Origin of the sequence: Asticcacaulis sp. YBE204, from assembly GCF_000495855.1 — a bacterium.
Taxonomy (GTDB): Bacteria; Pseudomonadota; Alphaproteobacteria; order Caulobacterales; family Caulobacteraceae; genus Asticcacaulis.
Map to the genome: position 1 here is coordinate 140,962 of NZ_AWGF01000004.1, position 16,209 is coordinate 157,170.

The 16,209-nt window shown below is 61.5% G+C and carries 15 protein-coding genes and 1 riboswitch; of the genes, 9 read left to right on the top strand and 6 right to left on the bottom strand.

Annotation, left to right across the window (positions count from 1 at the left end; translation table 11 throughout):
- Positions 1-23: 23 nt before the first annotated feature.
- Together AEYBE204_RS39440 and AEYBE204_RS27760 are read left to right on the top strand one after the other, a co-directional pair.
- On the top strand, positions 24-1,004 hold the full coding sequence (locus AEYBE204_RS39440) for an EF-hand domain-containing protein (RefSeq protein WP_023461724.1): 981 nt from the start codon (positions 24-26) through the stop codon (positions 1,002-1,004).
- A gap of 105 nt (positions 1,005-1,109) precedes the next feature.
- Positions 1,110-1,853 carry a CVNH domain-containing protein gene (locus AEYBE204_RS27760; protein ID WP_023461725.1) on the top strand — a complete coding sequence of 248 codons (744 nt, stop codon included), beginning with the start codon at positions 1,110-1,112 and terminating at the stop codon, positions 1,851-1,853.
- A gap of 4 nt (positions 1,854-1,857) precedes the next feature.
- Here AEYBE204_RS27760 and AEYBE204_RS27765 read toward each other — a convergent pair whose 3' ends face one another.
- Both AEYBE204_RS27765 and AEYBE204_RS27770 read right to left on the bottom strand, forming a co-directional pair.
- A complete protein-coding gene (locus AEYBE204_RS27765) occupies positions 1,858-2,298 on the bottom strand; it encodes a pyridoxamine 5'-phosphate oxidase family protein (protein ID WP_023461726.1) in 441 nt (146 codons plus the stop codon).
- Between the two features lie 84 nt (positions 2,299-2,382).
- Positions 2,383-2,586 (bottom strand): hypothetical protein, encoded by a 204-nt coding sequence (locus AEYBE204_RS27770; protein ID WP_023461727.1) that lies wholly within the window; start codon positions 2,584-2,586, stop codon positions 2,383-2,385.
- A gap of 251 nt (positions 2,587-2,837) precedes the next feature.
- Between AEYBE204_RS27770 and AEYBE204_RS40675 the strand changes: the two genes are divergently transcribed.
- The 6 genes from AEYBE204_RS40675 (at position 2,838) to fahA (ending at position 10,528) form a co-directional block, all read left to right on the top strand.
- A complete protein-coding gene (locus tag AEYBE204_RS40675; protein ID WP_023461728.1) occupies positions 2,838-3,014 on the top strand; it encodes a hypothetical protein in 177 nt (58 codons plus the stop codon).
- A gap of 132 nt (positions 3,015-3,146) precedes the next feature.
- Complete coding sequence (locus tag AEYBE204_RS27780; RefSeq protein ID WP_023461729.1) at positions 3,147-5,126, top strand: PAS domain-containing methyl-accepting chemotaxis protein; 1,980 nt, start codon at positions 3,147-3,149, stop codon at positions 5,124-5,126.
- Between the two features lie 58 nt (positions 5,127-5,184).
- Positions 5,185-6,099: a 5'-methylthioadenosine/S-adenosylhomocysteine nucleosidase gene (locus tag AEYBE204_RS27785; protein ID WP_023461730.1), complete on the top strand. Its 915-nt coding sequence runs from the start codon at positions 5,185-5,187 to the stop codon at positions 6,097-6,099.
- A gap of 335 nt (positions 6,100-6,434) precedes the next feature.
- A complete protein-coding gene (locus tag AEYBE204_RS27790; RefSeq protein WP_023461731.1) occupies positions 6,435-7,754 on the top strand; it encodes an NCS2 family permease in 1,320 nt (439 codons plus the stop codon).
- Positions 7,755-7,838: 84 nt separating this feature from the next.
- Entirely contained in the window at positions 7,839-9,164 is a 1,326-nt protein-coding gene (gene hmgA / locus AEYBE204_RS27795; protein WP_023461732.1) for a homogentisate 1,2-dioxygenase, read from the top strand.
- Positions 9,165-9,262: 98 nt separating this feature from the next.
- Positions 9,263-10,528 carry a fumarylacetoacetase gene (gene fahA, locus AEYBE204_RS27800; protein WP_023461733.1) on the top strand — a complete coding sequence of 422 codons (1,266 nt, stop codon included), beginning with the start codon at positions 9,263-9,265 and terminating at the stop codon, positions 10,526-10,528.
- A 39-nt stretch (positions 10,529-10,567) separates the two neighbouring features.
- Here the strand turns inward: fahA and metE are convergent, their stop codons facing one another.
- Both metE and AEYBE204_RS27810 read right to left on the bottom strand, forming a co-directional pair.
- The gene (metE, locus tag AEYBE204_RS27805; protein ID WP_031230214.1) at positions 10,568-12,874 is read right to left on the bottom strand and encodes a 5-methyltetrahydropteroyltriglutamate--homocysteine S-methyltransferase; all 2,307 of its coding nucleotides are present in this window, start codon (positions 12,872-12,874) and stop codon (positions 10,568-10,570) included.
- 108 nt (positions 12,875-12,982) lie between these two features.
- Positions 12,983-13,214, bottom strand: a riboswitch (cobalamin riboswitch).
- Between the two features lie 57 nt (positions 13,215-13,271).
- On the bottom strand, positions 13,272-13,502 hold the full coding sequence (locus AEYBE204_RS27810; protein WP_023461735.1) for a hypothetical protein: 231 nt from the start codon (positions 13,500-13,502) through the stop codon (positions 13,272-13,274).
- Positions 13,503-13,649: 147 nt separating this feature from the next.
- Between AEYBE204_RS27810 and AEYBE204_RS27815 the strand changes: the two genes are divergently transcribed.
- Positions 13,650-14,753: an alpha/beta hydrolase gene (locus AEYBE204_RS27815; RefSeq protein WP_235068097.1), complete on the top strand. Its 1,104-nt coding sequence runs from the start codon at positions 13,650-13,652 to the stop codon at positions 14,751-14,753.
- A 40-nt stretch (positions 14,754-14,793) separates the two neighbouring features.
- Here the strand turns inward: AEYBE204_RS27815 and AEYBE204_RS27820 are convergent, their stop codons facing one another.
- Both AEYBE204_RS27820 and AEYBE204_RS27825 read right to left on the bottom strand, forming a co-directional pair.
- Positions 14,794-15,282: an EF-hand domain-containing protein gene (locus tag AEYBE204_RS27820; RefSeq protein WP_023461737.1), complete on the bottom strand. Its 489-nt coding sequence runs from the start codon at positions 15,280-15,282 to the stop codon at positions 14,794-14,796.
- A 12-nt stretch (positions 15,283-15,294) separates the two neighbouring features.
- Complete coding sequence (locus tag AEYBE204_RS27825; protein ID WP_023461738.1) at positions 15,295-16,089, bottom strand: DUF4198 domain-containing protein; 795 nt, start codon at positions 16,087-16,089, stop codon at positions 15,295-15,297.
- Positions 16,090-16,209 lie beyond the last annotated feature (120 nt).

Here is a 16,209-nt window from a genome sequence, read left to right on the forward strand (position 1 = left end):
AATCTTGTAAAAGGAGATGGATTATGCAGATCGGATCGACATCTGCGGCCGCCTTGGCGCAAATGCAGGCGAAGATTTTTTCCAAAATCGACGCCAACAGCGACGGCGGCATTACGCTGGAGGAAATGACCTCCGGCGCGCCCACCAGCAAGACGGGCAAGACTGAAGATGCGGCTTCGGTGGCGAAACGCTTCGCCAGCATGGACACCGACAGCAATGGATCGGTGACCGAAGAGGAAAGCGTCAGTTACCTTCAGACCCAGATTGCGTCCGGGACTATGGGCGGCATGTTACAGGCCCAGGAGGCGAGTCAGGGTGAAGGCGGTGCGCCGCCGATGGGCGGGACCGGTGGCGCTAAGGGCGGTAGCGCGCCGCAAAGCTTCGACGAACTCGACACCAACGAAGACGGCACGGTCAGCCTCGATGAGATGATGGCGGCGTCCGGCACCGACGAGAGCGAAGACACGTCGAAGGTCGAGGAACTGTTCTCGGCCATGGATTCCGACGGTGACGGTTCGGTGACCGAAAGCGAGAAGTCGAGCTTCGATGAGCAGATGCGCGCCAACGGCCCGCCGCCGGGCGGTCCGGGTGGTCCTCAGGGTATGGGCGGCATGGGCGGCGGCGCTCAAAGCTTCGACGCCTTGGATACCAATCAGGACGGCACTGTGAGCCTCGACGAAATGACGGCGGCTTCGGGGGCTGACGAAAGTGGTGATACGTCGAAGATCGAGGAACTGTTCACGGCGATGGACTCTGACGGCGACGGATCGGTGACCGAAAGCGAAAAGTCGAGCTTCGACGAACAGATGCGCGCCAACGGCCCGCCGCCGCCAGGGGGTGCGACGCAGATGGCCTCGACCGGCAGCACTTCGGCTGACAGCGCCTCTGCCAGTAGCGATGCGACCGCTGCCAAGTTCGCGGCCCTGACCAGCCGCTGGATGCAGTCGATGGCCAGCGTGATCGCCGACCAGACGACCAGTACGACGACTTCGGTCGCCGCGTAACCAAAAAGAGCGGGTCAGAACGGCCCGCTCTTTTTCCGTTCACCTTCGGTTCAGGCAAGCGGGGTTTAAGTAGCCTCATAACAAGGCATCTGAGGACTCGCCGCCATGCGCAAACTTTTTTCGATACTTTCCGGATTCGTTTTCTCTCTCGCCCTGAGCGCCGTCTTGCCGTCGGCAGCCGCCGCTCAGGATCGCGGTGCGCAACCGGCCCAGCAGCGCGGCGGTTATGAGCGCCTGCCCGACGGCAATTACCGCGAAACTTGCCGCAATATCGAGATGCACGGCGACAGCCTGACGGCGCAGTGCCGCAACAAGTACGGCAGCTATAACTATACGTCGTTGTCCCTGCGCGAATGCCGGGGCGGCTTCGTCGAGAACAGCAACGGTAACCTGCAATGCGCCGGAGGATACAGCGGCGGCAATTCCGGTGGCGGCTACGGCAATGGCCGTCTGCCCGACGGCAACTACCGCGACTCGTGCCGTAATATCGAGGTGCGCGGCGACAGCCTGACGGCGCAGTGCCGCAACAAGTACGGCAGCTATAACTATAGCTCTATGTCCCTGCGCGAATGCCGCGGCGGTTATGTCGAGAACAGCAACGGCAATCTGCAATGTGCAGGCGGGTATAACGGCGGCAACTATGGCGGCGGATACGGCAATGGCGGTAATGGTCGTCTGCCGGAAGGCAATTACCGTGAAACCTGCCGCGATCTCAGCCTGCGCGGCGACACCCTGTCGGGTCAGTGCCGTAACAAGTACAACAGCTATAATCCGACGGCACTGAATCTTCAGGGCTGCCGCACCAATGTTGTCGAGAACCGCAACGGCAATCTGGTCTGCCGCGACTGATCCCCTACAGGATCAACTCGCCGTCCTCTTCGTTGCGCCAGTATTTGATGCGTCGGGCATGGACCTTAATCAGGGTCAGGCCCGGCGTATCGAGACCGTCCTTGAACCACAGCTCGATATCCTTGTCCCAGTGCTTTTCCATCTCGGCGCGGTCGCGGATCAACTCCGCGCGGCCATTGACCGACAGGAACACGGCCTTGCCCAAGGGCGGCGGCAGGGCCGGCAGGTGGCTGAAACCGAGATCGACTTCGGGATTGGCGGCGATATCGCGCACGACCGACGTGTCGCCATTGGCGAAGAAATACGAGTCGCCGTTGTATTCGACCTTTTTGTTATTGCTCATCGGTCGGGTGCGCAGGCCGTCGTGATCGGCGGCGCTGGTCGTCAGCAGGCAGAGGTCGATGTCCTTCATCGCCTTGGCGATGTCTTCGAGAGAGAGGCTCATGGGGGCGTTCCTTTACAGCGTTTCCGGCGCACACTGTGACGCACCGCCGTGTAAGGAATCGAGCCGGATGGAGGCTGTCCGGCGTCAGGACTCGCTTTTGGACCATTCGCGCGACAGCGAGGTCCACACATAGTCCAGCAGCAGATAGAAGAAGACGGTCTTGACGAAGGGCAGGGTCTGCACCTCGGTAAAGTGCTCGACGGCGATGGCGACCCACAGAGTCGCGACCATGACCCAGGCGGCGGTCAGGATTTTCTTGGGCAGCAGCAGCGTGCGAACAAAGGACATAAACGCGTCTCTCAATACTGAATAGGGAACGAAAGAAGTATCGCCCCGGCCTGTTTATAACAGGTTAACCCCCATTAAAACCCGTCTTCCCTATTGCGCGCTTATTTTTAGCCCTTGAGCTGAGCAGGGGGCGCGCTTTTTTTGCTGTAAAGATGCGGCAGGGATCAAAGCTTTAGGTCTGGGGTGGGGCTTCTGATTGTCCGCTTATGAGCCTTGCCCCTAAGATGGATGCTCGTAAAAGGAGTGTTCTTATGAGCCATATGCCCCCCATTCCGCCGGCCAGCCGCAGCCCCAACGGTCCTGCGGACGCCCACGCCACCAATGCCGATCCGAACATCGCCCACGACTCGGTCAATCCGGACCAGAAGGGTCAGTCGGCCAATACGAAGATCAATACCACCCATTCGGGTAATCAGCAGGATCGGTAGACAAAAAAGCGGGCCTTCGGGCTCGCTTTTTTTGTGACCGCGGGGCACGGCGGCGTTCAGGTTAAGTGATAATTTACCGAACCGGGCAATCTTATCCACACCTGTAAGTAGTATTGAGTACGGAGCGCGCCCATGCCCCTGTGGACCCCTGCATCGCTAGCCCGCAATGTCGCCCTTCAACGCGCCATAGATCAGTCTCTGGCGGTGGTCAGTTTCGACACCGAGGGTCGGCTGCTGGAGGCCAATGGCAATTTTCTGAAGACGATGGGTTACAGCGAATCCGAGGTGATCGGGAAGCCGCACCGTATGTTCATGCCGGACGGGCAGGAAAACAGCGACACCTACCGCGCCTTCTGGGCCTCGCTCCGTGCCGGGCATTTTCAGGACGGCGAATTCCGCCGCGTCGCCAAGGGCGGGCGCGAAATCTGGCTTCAGGCGACCTATAATCCGGTGACGGACGCGCGCGGTCGCGTCACGCGCATCGTCAAGATCGCCTCTGATATTACCGCCGACAAGCACCGTTCGATCAGCGACGCCGGTCAGATCGCCGCCATCCAGCGCGCTCAGGCGGTGATTGCGTTCGACCTGGACGGAATTATCCTTGAGGCCAACGACAATTTCCTGAATGCGATGGGCTACGGTGTGGGCGAGATCGCCGGACAGCATCACCGGATGTTCGTTACGCCGGAAGAGGCTTCGTCGCCCGAATATGCCGCTTTCTGGGCCGCTCTGCGTCGCGGCGAGTTTCAGGCCGGCGAATACCGTCGTCTGGGCAAGGGCAACCGTGAAGTGTGGATTCGCGCCACCTATAACCCGATCCTCGACGAGACGGGGCGCCCGATAAAGATCGTCAAGTTCGCCACCGACGTCACCGCCGAAAAGCGCCGCAACGCCGATTACGAAGGCCAGATCGCCGCGATCAACCGCACCCAGGCGGTCATTTCGTTTCGTCTCGACGGCACGATCATCGATGCCAACGACAACTTCCTGACCGCCACGGGGTACCGCCTGCACGAGGTGAAGGACCAGCATCACCGGATGTTCGTGGCCAAGCATTACGCCACCAGCGACGAATACCGCGTTTTCTGGGAGCGGCTGGGGCGCGGCGAAGCCTTGTCGGCCATCTATCAGCGTTTCGGCAAGGACGGGAAGCTGATCTGGCTTCAGGCGACCTATAACCCCATCCTCGACGCCAATGGTCAGCCGGTCAAGATCGTCAAATACGCCACCGACATCACCGCCAGCATGGGGGCTCGCTCGCGCGCCGTCGAAGCCGCCGAAGACACGCTCAACAATGTCGAAACAGTCGCCGCGGCGGCTGAGGAAATGAACGTCTCGGTCGGCGACATCGCCACCAGCATGCTGCGCACCAAGGAAGCCGTCGATCAGATCCACGCCCGCACCAGCGCCGCAGGCCGTTCGACCGGCGAAATGCGCAATGCCGCGCAGTCGATGGACGGTGTGGTGCAACTGATCGCGCAGGTCGCCGGGCAGATCAATCTGCTGGCGCTCAACGCCACCATCGAGTCGGCGCGCGCCGGTGAGGCCGGGCGCGGCTTTGCCGTCGTCGCCAATGAGGTCAAGGTGCTCGCCGCCCAGACGAGCGCGGCGACCAAGCGTATCTCTACGGAGATCGCCGGGATGCAGACCCTGTCGGATCAGGTCGTCGGCGCGCTGGAATCGATCACCACCGCCATCGACGAAGTGCAGGGTTTTGTCGATACGGCGACGGGATCTATTCAGGAACAAAGCGCGGTGACGCAGGAAATCTCCGCCAATATGCACGTGGCGGCGGGCGGCGTGGCCGATATCGGGCGCAATCTCGACGACTGGATCATCGGGATGGAAGAGCGCCGCTTCGATGCGCGCATTCGCACCGCCAAGGCCGCGCGCATCATCTTGCCGCACGGCGGATCGATCAACTGCTCGCTGCGCAATCAGTCGAAGAGCGGTGCCAAGCTGATTATCGCCGATCATCAGCATTTGCCGGACGTTTTCGATCTGGAAATCAGCGACGAGCCGGGCCGCCGCCGCTGCCGTATCGCGCGTCGCGGCAAGGGCGATATCGGCGTCCGTTTCATGGAAGCCGCCAGCGCCGTCTATGCCGCATAATTTGATTGCCCGAGCCGACGTCTCGCGCTAGCCTTTCGCAACTGCGAAGGAGCGACACATGTGGCGGGCTTTGGGTGTCTGGCTGACGATCCTTTTGGGGGTAATGGTGACCGGGACGCGCGCGGGTGAACGACTGGATACGATGCCGCGCATCGCGGTCATGTCGGCTTTCGAGCCCGAATGGCAGGCCCTGATCGGACGGCTGGGTGACGCAAAGACCCATAAGATCAATGGCATGAGCTACGTCACCGGGACGCTGGAAGGCAAGCCGGTGGTCCTGGCCATGTCGGGCATGTCGATGGTCAATGCCGCCATGACGACGCAGATACTCATCGACCGCTTTCATGTCGAGCATATCGTCTTTTCCGGGATCGCCGGCGGGATCGATCCGACGCTGAAGATCGGCGACGTGGTCGTACCGACGCGCTGGGCGCAGTCGCTGGAAACGATCATGGGGCGGAAAACAGCGAGTGGTTTCGTAAAGCCCGACTGGTTGACCTGGGCGCCTGACGGTATGGCGCCTTACGGTATGATGATCCCCAATTCGGTCGTGGTCGGCAATGCGGCGGAAGCTGCGAAACCGAAGGTCTGGTTCGAGGCCGATCCGACCATGCTGGCCGTGGCCGCCGGACTGGAGCAGACCGAACTGGCATGGTGTACCAAAGACGGCCAATGCCTCGATCATCGCCCGAAGCTGCATGTGGGCGGCGAGGGAGTCTCGTCTTCGGCCTTTGTCGATAATGCCGATTACCGCGACTATCTGCATCGGGTGTTCAAAGCGCGCGTCGCTGATATGGAAAGCGCCGCCGTGGGGCAGGTGGCCTATGCCAACGGTGTGCCGTTTATCGTTTTCCGCAGTCTGTCGGATCTGGCGGGCGGCGACGAGCACGCCAATCAGATGGCGGTGTTCATGACGCTGGCAGCGGAAAATTCAGCGACGGTGGTGTGCAGGTTTATCCGGGCTTTGCCTTAAACTTTGCTGGAGTTCGCGCTTAGTAAGGGCCCCCACCACCACATCTCACATGCTTCGCCAAGGCTCGGCATGTTCGTGCGGTCCCCCTCCCCAGCAAGCTGGGGAGGTATGATTCAGAAATGACTCTCTTTCATACTTCCCTGGCCTCAGCGCAAAAGATTCAGCGCAATGGATGAGGTCGGGGAGGGGGACCGCACGACGCCGCGCAGCGGCTAGATGTGGTGGTGGGGGCCATCGTTACTTCCCGAAATTTCCACTGGTTAAGTCTTTAACTTTCAGCTTGCGGAACACCAAGCCTTGGGCGCTAATATCCGGGTTTGTGTGTGGGGACGATCATGGGGTTTCTCGATAAGTATTTTGGCCTGACGGCACAGGGCACCAATGTCCGCACCGAGGTCATGGCCGGGTTCACGACCTTCCTGACCATGGCCTATATCGTGCTGGTCAATCCGGCGATCCTGTCGCAGACGGGGATGCCGCTGGCTGCGGTTGCCGCCGCGACCTGCGCTTCGGCGGCGTTCGCTTCGATCCTGATGGGGCTGGTCGCCAACTACCCGCTGGCCATGGCGCCGGGCATGGGGTTGAACGCCTATTTCACCTTCACCGTCGTCAAGGGCATGGGCCTGCCGTGGCAGACGGCATTAGGCTGCGTCTTTCTCTCGGGCGTCTGTTTTCTGCTGCTGACCTTCGGCGGCGTCCGTCAGATGATCGTCAACGCCATCCCCAAGCCGTTGTTCGCCGCCGTGGCCGGTGGCATCGGCCTGTTCATCGCCTTTATCGGCCTGAAAGAAGCCGGGATCATCGTCGCCAATCCGGCCACCACCGTCGGTCTCGGCGACCTCAAATCGCCGGTCCCGGCCTTGGCGCTCGGCGGCTTGCTGATCATCGCCATCCTGAATGCGTGGCGCGTCAAGGGCGCGGTCCTGATCGGGATTTTAGCCACGGCGGGCATTGGCTGGGTATTGGGCATGGTGACCTATATGCCCGCGCCCTATAGCCTGACGGACCTGACGGCGACGGCGTTTGCGCTCGATATTCCCGCGGCGCTCGATATCGGCAAGACTGGGTTCGGCATCCTTGAGATCGTCTTCGTCTTCCTGTTCGTCGATCTGTTCGACAATGTCGGCACCCTGGTCGGCGTGTCGAAAAAAGCCGGGCTGATGAAGCCCGACGGTACGATCCCGCGCCTCAATCGCATCCTGTTTACCGACTCGATTGCCTCTATGGTCGGCGCGCTGTTCGGCACCTCGACGGTGACCTCCTATATCGAAAGCGCGGCGGGTGTGTCCGAAGGCGGGCGTACCGGCCTGACGGCGGTCGTGACCGGGTTGCTGTTCCTGATCGTCATGTTCTTCGCGCCCTATGCGCAGGTCATCCCCGCCGCCGCCACAGCGCCTGCCCTGATCATCGTCGGGGCGATGATGATGGCACCCTTACGCGAAATCGAGTGGGACGATCCGTTGGTTTCCGTTCCGGCGTTCCTGATCCTGATCGGGATTCCGCTGACCTTTTCCATCGCTAACGGTCTGGCGTTCGGGATCACGGCCTATGCGGTGATCAAGCTGCTGCGCGGTCAGGCACGGTTGAGCGACTGGATGCTTCTGGTGCTGGCTGGGTTGTTCGTGTTCCGCTTTATCTATCTGAGCGCGGGCTAACACTTGCCCGTGAACACAGGAAATGACGCTTGAGCGTTTCGTTATTTTAGTTACAATTGTGACAAAATATAACGGGAAACGTCCATGTCCGCTTACCTCTCCGGTTTCGGCAATCATCACGCCAGCGAAGCCCTGCCCAATGCCTTGCCGGACGGGCAGAATTCGCCGCAGACCTGTCCCTATGGCCTCTATGCCGAGCAGTTGAGCGGCACGCCGTTCACCGCACCGCGCGCGCAGAACCGCCGGTCTTGGCTCTATCGCATCCGCCCGACTCTGGCGCATTGGGGCGCGTTTTTGAAGGTCGAGGCGGGTGATTGGCGCTCCGCGCATATAGGCGATGTTGGGCCGCGTGAGATCGAGGTGCCGCCGCAGCCCCTGCGCTGGGACCCGTTGCCGCTGCCGGAGGGCGAGGTCGCGTTTCCGCAAGGCGTCCACACCCTGACGACGTGCGGCGATGTCGAGGCCGGGCACGGTATGGCAGCGTCGGTCTATGGGTTTACGCGGTCGATGCGGGACGAATATTTCTACAATGCCGACGCCGAGATGCTCTTTGTGCCGCAACAGGGCGGTTTGCGCTTCTATACCGAGATGGGGCTAATCGAGGCCGAGCCCGCCGAAATCGTCGTCATCCCGCGCGGCGTCAAGTTCCGGCTGGAAGTCGACAGCCCGTCGCGGGGCTATCTGTGCGAAAACTACGGCCCGCCGTTTCAATTGCCGGAGCGCGGTCCCATCGGTGCCAATGGCCTGGCCAACGAGCGCGACTTTCTTTACCCGCAGGCGGCGTTCGAGGATGTTGAAACGCTTTCGAAGCTCTACATCAAATGGGGCGGTAATCTGTGGGCTGCCGATATCGCCCATAGTCCCCTCGATGTCGTGGCGTGGCACGGTAACCATGCGCCCTATAAATATGATCTGCGCAAGTTCTGCCCGATGGGGCCCGTGCTGTTCGACCACGCCGATCCGTCGATTTTCACCGTCCTGACCTCGCCGTCCGAGGTGCCGGGCACCTCCAATATCGACTTCGTTATTTTCCCCGACCGCTGGCTGGTCGCCGAGCACAGCTTCCGGCCGCCGTGGTATCATATGAACATTATGAGCGAACTCATGGGCCTGATCCACGGGCAATACGACGCCAAACCGAACGGTTTCGCACCGGGCGCAGCCTCGCTGCACAACCGGATGATCCCGCACGGCCCGGACGCCGAGGCCTTTGCGGCGGCGTCCCGTGCCGAGTTGAAACCGCAGAAGCTGGAAGGGACACTGGCCTTCATGCTGGAGACGCGATTGCCGCAACAGGTGACGCGTTGGGCCTGGGAGAGTCCGATGCGGCAGGCCGAGTACGGCATGTATGGACAGAGGTTAGAGTCTCGCTTTGATCCCCTCGCCCCTACGGGGAGAGGGCTAGGGTGAGGGGGCAACACCGGCGTTCGTAACTCCCCCTCACCCGGCCCTGTGGGCCACCCTCTCCCCCTGAAAGTCAAGAATGGGGGGCGAGGGGAAAGGAAAGCATGATCGATCACACCCATGACATCACCCTGAAAAGCTGGGTCACGTCCGCCAATGGACACCCCGATTTTCCGATCCAGAACCTGCCGCTAGGGATTTTCAGGACGGGTGACACGCCGCGTCCGGGCGTGGCCATAGGCGACATGATCCTCGACCTGACGGCGGCGAAAGCCCTGTTCGATGTCGTGCCGCAAGGCGAAACGCTGAATGCGTTCATGGCCTTGGGTAGCGCGCCGCGTCGGGCTTTGCGCCTGCGGCTGGTGGAGGTTTTGCGTGACGGCAGCCCGCATCGCGCGCTGGCGGAAGCCTGTCTGCACAAGGCGTCGGATTGCACTCTGCACCTGCCATTTCATATCGGCGACTATACCGACTTCTATGTCGGTATCCATCACGCGCAGAACGTCGGCGCGCTGTTCCGTCCCGACAATCCTCTGCTGCCGAACTATAAGCACGTGCCGATCGGCTATCATGGCAGGGCCTCGTCTGTGCAGGCGTCGGGCGCGGACGTGCATCGTCCGCACGGCCAGACGAAAGCGCCGGACGGTGACACGCCGATTTTCGGGCCGTCGAAGCGACTGGATTACGAGTTGGAACTCGGGGTGTGGATCGGTCCCGGCAACGAGATGGGCGCGCCGGTCGGTATCGATAACGCCGCCGATCAGGTAGCTGGATTCTGCCTGCTCAACGACTGGTCGGCGCGCGACGTGCAGGCGTGGGAATATCAGCCGCTGGGGCCGTTTCTGGCCAAGAATTTCGCCTCCACCGTTTCGCCGTGGGTGATTACGCCGGAGGCTCTGGCGCCGTTTCGCGTGGCGCAAACCCAGCGAGTGGAGGGCGATCCACACCCCATGCCCTATCTGTGGAGCGACAGCGATCAGGCGACGGGTGCGTTGAATCTCGAACTGGGGGTGTCGATCCTGACGGCGCAGATGCGCGCGCAGGGTTTGCCGCCGCATCGACTGGCGCGGTCGAACAGCCGCCACATGTACTGGACCGTGGCGCAGATGATCGCGCACCATACGGTCGGCGGCTGCAACTTAAGGCCCGGCGATCTGCTGGGGACAGGGACGCTGTCGGGACCGGACGCCGGTATGCACGGCAGCCTGCTGGAAATGACAAACGGCGGCAAATCGGCGATTGAACTGCCTTCCGGCGAGACACGGACCTTCCTTCAGGACGGCGACGAGGTGACCCTAAGGGCGCGCGGCGTGACTGACGGGTTTGCGCCGATTGGCTTTGGCGAGTGCCGGGGCACTATAAGAGGATAAGCTGCGCTACAGTATGATGCTGTAGCGCAGCTCGCCGTATCACACCGGTTCGCGCAAGGCTTTCGCGGCGGCGACCATGTTGACCAGGGCCGGTTTGACCTCGTCCCATTTTCGGGTTTTCAGGCCGCAGTCCGGATTGATCCAGATCTGCGCGTCCGACAGACGCTCGCGCGCCAGCGACAGCAGATCGGTCATTTCCGACACTTCCGGCACGCGCGGGCTGTGGATGTCATAGACGCCCGGCCCAATTTCGTTGGGGTACTTCGTCGTTTTGAACACGTCGAGCAGCTCCATCTTCGAGCGCGAGGTTTCGATGGAAATGACGTCGGCGTCCATCGCGGCCACGGCGTCCATGATGTCGTTGAACTCCGAATAACACATATGGGTGTGGATCTGGGTCTCGTTGCGCACGCCCGACGCGCACAGGCGGAACGACTCCACGGCCCAATCGAGATAATGCGCCCAGTCGCTTCGGTGCAGCGGCAGGCCTTCGCGCAGGGCGGCCTCGTCGATCTGGATCATCTTCGCCCCGGCGGCTTCGAGGTCGCTCACCTCGTCACGAATGGCGAGCGCGATCTGGCGGCAACTCTCCCAACGCGGCTGGTCGTCGCGCACGAAGGACCAGTTGAGGATAGTCACCGGCCCGGTCAGCATCCCCTTGACCGGTCGGTCGGTCAGGCTTTGCGCATACTGCCACCACGCCACCGTCATCGGTGCCGGGCGCGCCACGTCACCGTACAGTACCGGCGGTCGCACGCAGCGCGAACCGTAGGACTGCACCCAGCCGTGTTTGGTAAAGGTGAAGCCTGAAAGCTGCTCGCCGAAATACTGCACCATGTCGTTGCGCTCGAACTCGCCGTGGACCAGCACATCGAGACCGATCTCTTCCTGCCAGCGGATGGCGCGTTCGGTCTCGTCCTTCAGGAACCGTTCGTACTGCGCGTCGTCGATGGTGCCTTTGCCGTGGTCGGAACGCGCCTTGCGCACTTCGGAGGTTTGTGGGAACGAGCCAATGGTCGTCGTCGGAAACGCCGGCAGGGCAAAGGCCTGACGCTGAAGCGCGGCACGGGCGGCAAAGGGCTGCGCGCGTTGCGCCTGATCCGGAGTGACCGCCGCCAAACGCGCCCGGACAGCGGCACTATGCACCTTTGGCGAGGCGGCGCGGGCGGCGGCGGCCTGAGCCGAGGCGTCGAGTTCGGCCTTCACGCTGTCGCGGCCTTCGTTAAGCGCGCGGGCGAGAATGACCAGTTCGGACTGCTTCTGTACCGAGAAGGCCAGCCACGATTTTACGTCGGCGTCGAGACCGGTCTCCAGTTCCAGATCGATCGGCGTATGCAGCAGGGAACACGACGGGGCGATCTGAATGTTGCCGCGTTTTACGGCGGGCGCGATGCGGTCGAGGATGGCTGGCAGGTTGGCGCGCCAGATATTGCGGCCGTCGATGACACCCAGCGACAGGGTCAGGTCTTTCGGTGCGGCGTCCAGCACGGCGTCGAGTTGCTCAGGCGCACGAACAAGATCGATATGCAGACCCGCGACGGGCAGAGAGGTCGCGACATACAGATTCTCGTTCAGATCGCCAAAGTAACTGGCGACCATGATCTTCAACTCTGGCACTTCGGTCGCGAAGCGCGCGTAGGTTTTTTGCAGAGCGGCGGCGACATCGACACTGCCATCGAGCGCCAGAACGGGTTCGTCGATCTGCACCCAGTCAGCCCCGGCGTCGGCCAGCTTTTTCAACAGGTCGACATAGACCGGCAGCAGGCGGTCGATCAGGCGCACCGGATGCTCGACGCCCTTGCCGAGGGTGAGGAAGGTCACCGGTCCGACCAACACCGGGCGGGTGTGGTGGCCCAAGGTTTTCGCCTCGATGAACTCTTCGACGGGCTTCAGCGAGGTCAGGCGGAAGGCCTGATCAGGGGTGAATTCCGGCACCATGTAGTGGTAATTGGTGTCGAACCACTTGGTCATTTCCTGCGCCGGGACACCATGGCCGGTCGTATGGACATGACCGTGGGCACAGGTTTCGGTGGCCCCTTGCGCCCCGCGCGCCATGGCGAAATAGGTGTCGAGATCGGCCTTATCACCATAGATGGCCGGAATGGCACCCACCATCAGCGAGGTGTCGAGTACCTGATCGTAAAAGGAAAAATCGTTCGACGGCATGATCGTGACGCCGCGTTTGGCTTGCCGCGCCCAGTTGGCGGCGCGCAAGGCTCTGGCGGTATCGAGAAGGGCGGCCTGATCGGATTTGCCCGCCCAGTAGGATTCGAGAGCGAATTTCAGCTCGCGCTTAAGGCCGATGCGCGGCGTGCCCAAGGTGGCGACAGGAATGGATAATGACACAACGTAACCCCGTGATGTGAGGGCGTGTGTTAAGGCGTGCGTCAACCTTCCTGCGCAGGTGAGGGGCCTGAACGATGTCATGACGCATCGCCGGTGCACCCCGCCCGGTGTGGATATGAGGTCGATGGCAGGTCTCCTGGCTTGCGGGTCGTCGTTCCAATCTCGCCTTCTCGGGCTGTCACCCCAATGGCATATGCTGATCAGAACTCGCCGCTGACAGTTGCGGGGGCAGCGCCGGACTTCCTTGAGGCGCGCATTTTTGGAATGCGCTCAGGTCACCGGCTTCCCTCTTAGCTGCGTTCCCTTGCGGGCACGCAGAACCACGGACAAGGCACCTATACGGCCTTGTCCGTGGAATTGCAATAGAGATATAAAGATATGTTTATATGATTATGTGTTATTGAGTTTGCGTCGGGCGGTTGGCGTCATAGACAGCCTCAGGACCTTTTGCCGTCGGGCTTTCGTGGTTCAACGCCGTAAAGGCGATCAGAAAACCGGCGACAACAGCGATAATCGACACAACGCCCCACGGCAGGCGGCGTGACGGCAGATTGCCGGGGCCTTCGGGACCGGCGCGGGTCTGTTCGTCGCCTTCGGCATGCAGTGGGTCTTCGTGGTACTGAGTCATGGGAAACTCCTTTTCTTTACCTCAGCATGACAGGCGAGAACGTAATTATCAGTACCGGTTACACGGCGTTTCGTAAGGAAGCGGCAAGGTCGATTCGGCCCTAAGGGACGGGTTTTTATGGTGATTTGACCTGAGAGTCGGGTGCTCGTGGTTCTTACTTACGCACAAACCGGCAAGGTGGAGGTCCAACTGCACCCCCTGTTTTGTGAGACCGTCGTGCTCGAATCGATCACCAAGCCCCTGTCCGACATCGCCGATAAACTGATGGGTAAGGACCCCGACGCCCCCAATATACCCGACGGCGATATGCAGCGTGTGCTCGATGCGCTGGCCAGCCTCAATCCTCTGCCGATCGAGACCCTGACACCCGACGAGGCGCGGTTGCAGCCGACGCCCGCCGATGGCGCGGCCAAGGTCTTGCGCGAAAAGGGCATGGATCCGAACGATCCGCTGGGCGTCGAAACCCAGGACATCACCTATGATGGCGCGGCCGGCCCGCTGCCCGCACGCGTCTATATCCCCGAGGGCTCCAGCCCTGACAAGCCGCTGCCGGTCATCCTCTATTTCCACGGCGGCGGTTTTGTCATCGCCGATATTGATGTTTACGATTCCTCGCCGCGCGCCCTGTCGAAGCTGGTCAATGCGGTGGTGATTTCGGCGGAATACCGCCACGCGCCGGAGCACAAGTTCCCCGCCGCGCACGACGACGCCTTTGCGGCCTACCGCTGGGTGCTGGCCCATGCGGCGCAGTACGGCGGCGATCCGGAACGCGTGGCGCTGGTCGGCGAAAGCGCCGGCGGTAATCTGGCGCTGGCGACCGCCATCGAGGCGCGCGACGTCGGTCTGCCACTACCGGTGCATCAGGTGCTGGTCTATCCGGTCGCCGGCGTGAATATGGAAACCGAATCCTACATCAAATACGCCAATGCCAAGCCGCTCAACAAGGCGATGATGCAGTGGTTCGTTAAGCACTATACCAACGGTGAACAGGACCTTCAGGATCCGCGCATCGACGCCATCGGCAAGGCCGATCTGCACGGCCTGCCGAAGACGACCCTGATCATGGCCGAGATCGATCCGCTCTGTTCGGACGGCGAAATCCTCGCTGAAAAGCTGAAAGATGCTGGGGTCGAGGTCAATTCGCGGGTGTTTGAAGGCGCGACGCACGAATTCTTCGGCATGGCGCTGGTGACGGGAGAGGCCAAGCTGGCCGGGACGATGGCGGCCATGGACCTGCGCGGCTCGTTCTAAACAAAAAGCCCTCCGGAGCGATCCGGAGGGCTTTTTCGTTTTACGGCTGAACGAAATCGTTTTTGCCTTCCTTGGCGGCCTTTTCGGCGAGGGCGACGTCCTTGTCCGTGACGAAACCGTCCTTGTCGCGGTCGTGCATACCGATCATGCGCAGGCCCGAAGCCAGATATTCCTCAAAGCTGATCGACCCGTTCTTATCGGTATCGAGCACACCGAAGCGGACCCTGGCCTGACGCATCTGGCGCTGGTTTTCTTCCAGACGCTTTTCCGGATCGGCGATCTGGCTCAGGCGGACCATCAGACGGCCCTCAAATTCGCCGACATATTCGACTTCGCTTAAGGCACCATCTTCGTTGAAGTCGGCCTTGACGAACTCGACCTTGCGACCGGTCTTGAACTCTTCGGTCGAAACCTTGCCGTCGCCATTGAGGTCCTGCTCTTCGATGAAGACGGCGGAGGAATGCGAGGCGGCGAAGGCCGGGGCGGCGACAATCGCCGAAAGGGCGAGGGCGAGGATAAGATATTTCATGTTAAGCTCTTTTTACTGCGGGAGGACTTCGAGGGTCAGGGTCGCGGTGTGGCTGTTCCACAGGTTCGGCGTGCCATCGGCGGGGCGGCGGACGCGAACCTGAAGCAGGTACAGACCGGCGGTTTTCGGGGTGAAGGTGACTTCGCCCGTGTCGTTGGATTTCAGGTCATATTCGGCGAACTTGGTCGTGGCATAGGTCTGGCCGTCGGTGATGACGGTCAGGCTTTCGCCCTTCAGGCCCTTGCCGTTTTCACGGATCTGCACGGTGACCGGCTCACCGGCATAGGCGTCGTAGGGTGAGGTGACCGGGTGGATCTGCACGCCCTCGACCGCGATGTCGGGCTTGGTCGGCGTGCCGTGCGCTACATAGACGTCGGCGCGGGTCAGGCTCTGGACGTCGACCAGTTGCGCCCCGGCGGCGGGGGTCTTACCGGGCTCGATGAACTGAACTTCACCATTGACGAGGGCGGCCTTGGCGACGCGGCCCTTACGCACGCCGGACGAGATGAGGAAGGTGCCCGGCGTGGCCAGCGGCACTTCGAGGAACACCGCGTCGCGCAGCGTGGCGGCGGGCGTCAGCGGCGTGACCTTGCCGTCCGGACCGGTGACCGAAAAGCTGTCGGATTTCATCGCCACATCCGGGCGCAGATCGCCCTCGGCGAACGAGGCTTCGACGGTGACATGATCGCGCTGGGCGGCGGGCGTGAAACTGTTCGGCTTGAGATAGGGTGAGTGGGCAAGGGCGGGTGCGGCTAAAAAGCCCAGCAGGATCAATGAGCTGACGCTCAATTTCAGTGATGTCGACATGGTGGTCCCCAAGGGTTGAAACGCGATGTGGTCGCATTGTCACAACTTACTAATGAGAATCATTATTATTTGCAAGTCCCTTGACGCACTGCGGCGTGAGGTATAGGCACCGAGTCAATG

Coding starts and splice junctions, on each gene's coding strand:
- AEYBE204_RS39440 (WP_023461724.1), top strand. CDS start 24: ATGCAGATCGGATCGACATCTGCGGCCGCCTTGGCGCAAATGCAGGCG.
- AEYBE204_RS27760 (WP_023461725.1), top strand. CDS start 1,110: ATGCGCAAACTTTTTTCGATACTTTCCGGATTCGTTTTCTCTCTCGCC.
- AEYBE204_RS27765 (WP_023461726.1), bottom strand. CDS start 2,298: ATGAGCCTCTCTCTCGAAGACATCGCCAAGGCGATGAAGGACATCGAC.
- AEYBE204_RS27770 (WP_023461727.1), bottom strand. CDS start 2,586: ATGTCCTTTGTTCGCACGCTGCTGCTGCCCAAGAAAATCCTGACCGCC.
- AEYBE204_RS40675 (WP_023461728.1), top strand. CDS start 2,838: ATGAGCCATATGCCCCCCATTCCGCCGGCCAGCCGCAGCCCCAACGGT.
- AEYBE204_RS27780 (WP_023461729.1), top strand. CDS start 3,147: ATGCCCCTGTGGACCCCTGCATCGCTAGCCCGCAATGTCGCCCTTCAA.
- AEYBE204_RS27785 (WP_023461730.1), top strand. CDS start 5,185: ATGTGGCGGGCTTTGGGTGTCTGGCTGACGATCCTTTTGGGGGTAATG.
- AEYBE204_RS27790 (WP_023461731.1), top strand. CDS start 6,435: ATGGGGTTTCTCGATAAGTATTTTGGCCTGACGGCACAGGGCACCAAT.
- hmgA (WP_023461732.1), top strand. CDS start 7,839: ATGTCCGCTTACCTCTCCGGTTTCGGCAATCATCACGCCAGCGAAGCC.
- fahA (WP_023461733.1), top strand. CDS start 9,263: ATGATCGATCACACCCATGACATCACCCTGAAAAGCTGGGTCACGTCC.
- AEYBE204_RS27810 (WP_023461735.1), bottom strand. CDS start 13,502: ATGACTCAGTACCACGAAGACCCACTGCATGCCGAAGGCGACGAACAG.
- AEYBE204_RS27820 (WP_023461737.1), bottom strand. CDS start 15,282: ATGAAATATCTTATCCTCGCCCTCGCCCTTTCGGCGATTGTCGCCGCC.
- AEYBE204_RS27825 (WP_023461738.1), bottom strand. CDS start 16,089: ATGTCGACATCACTGAAATTGAGCGTCAGCTCATTGATCCTGCTGGGC.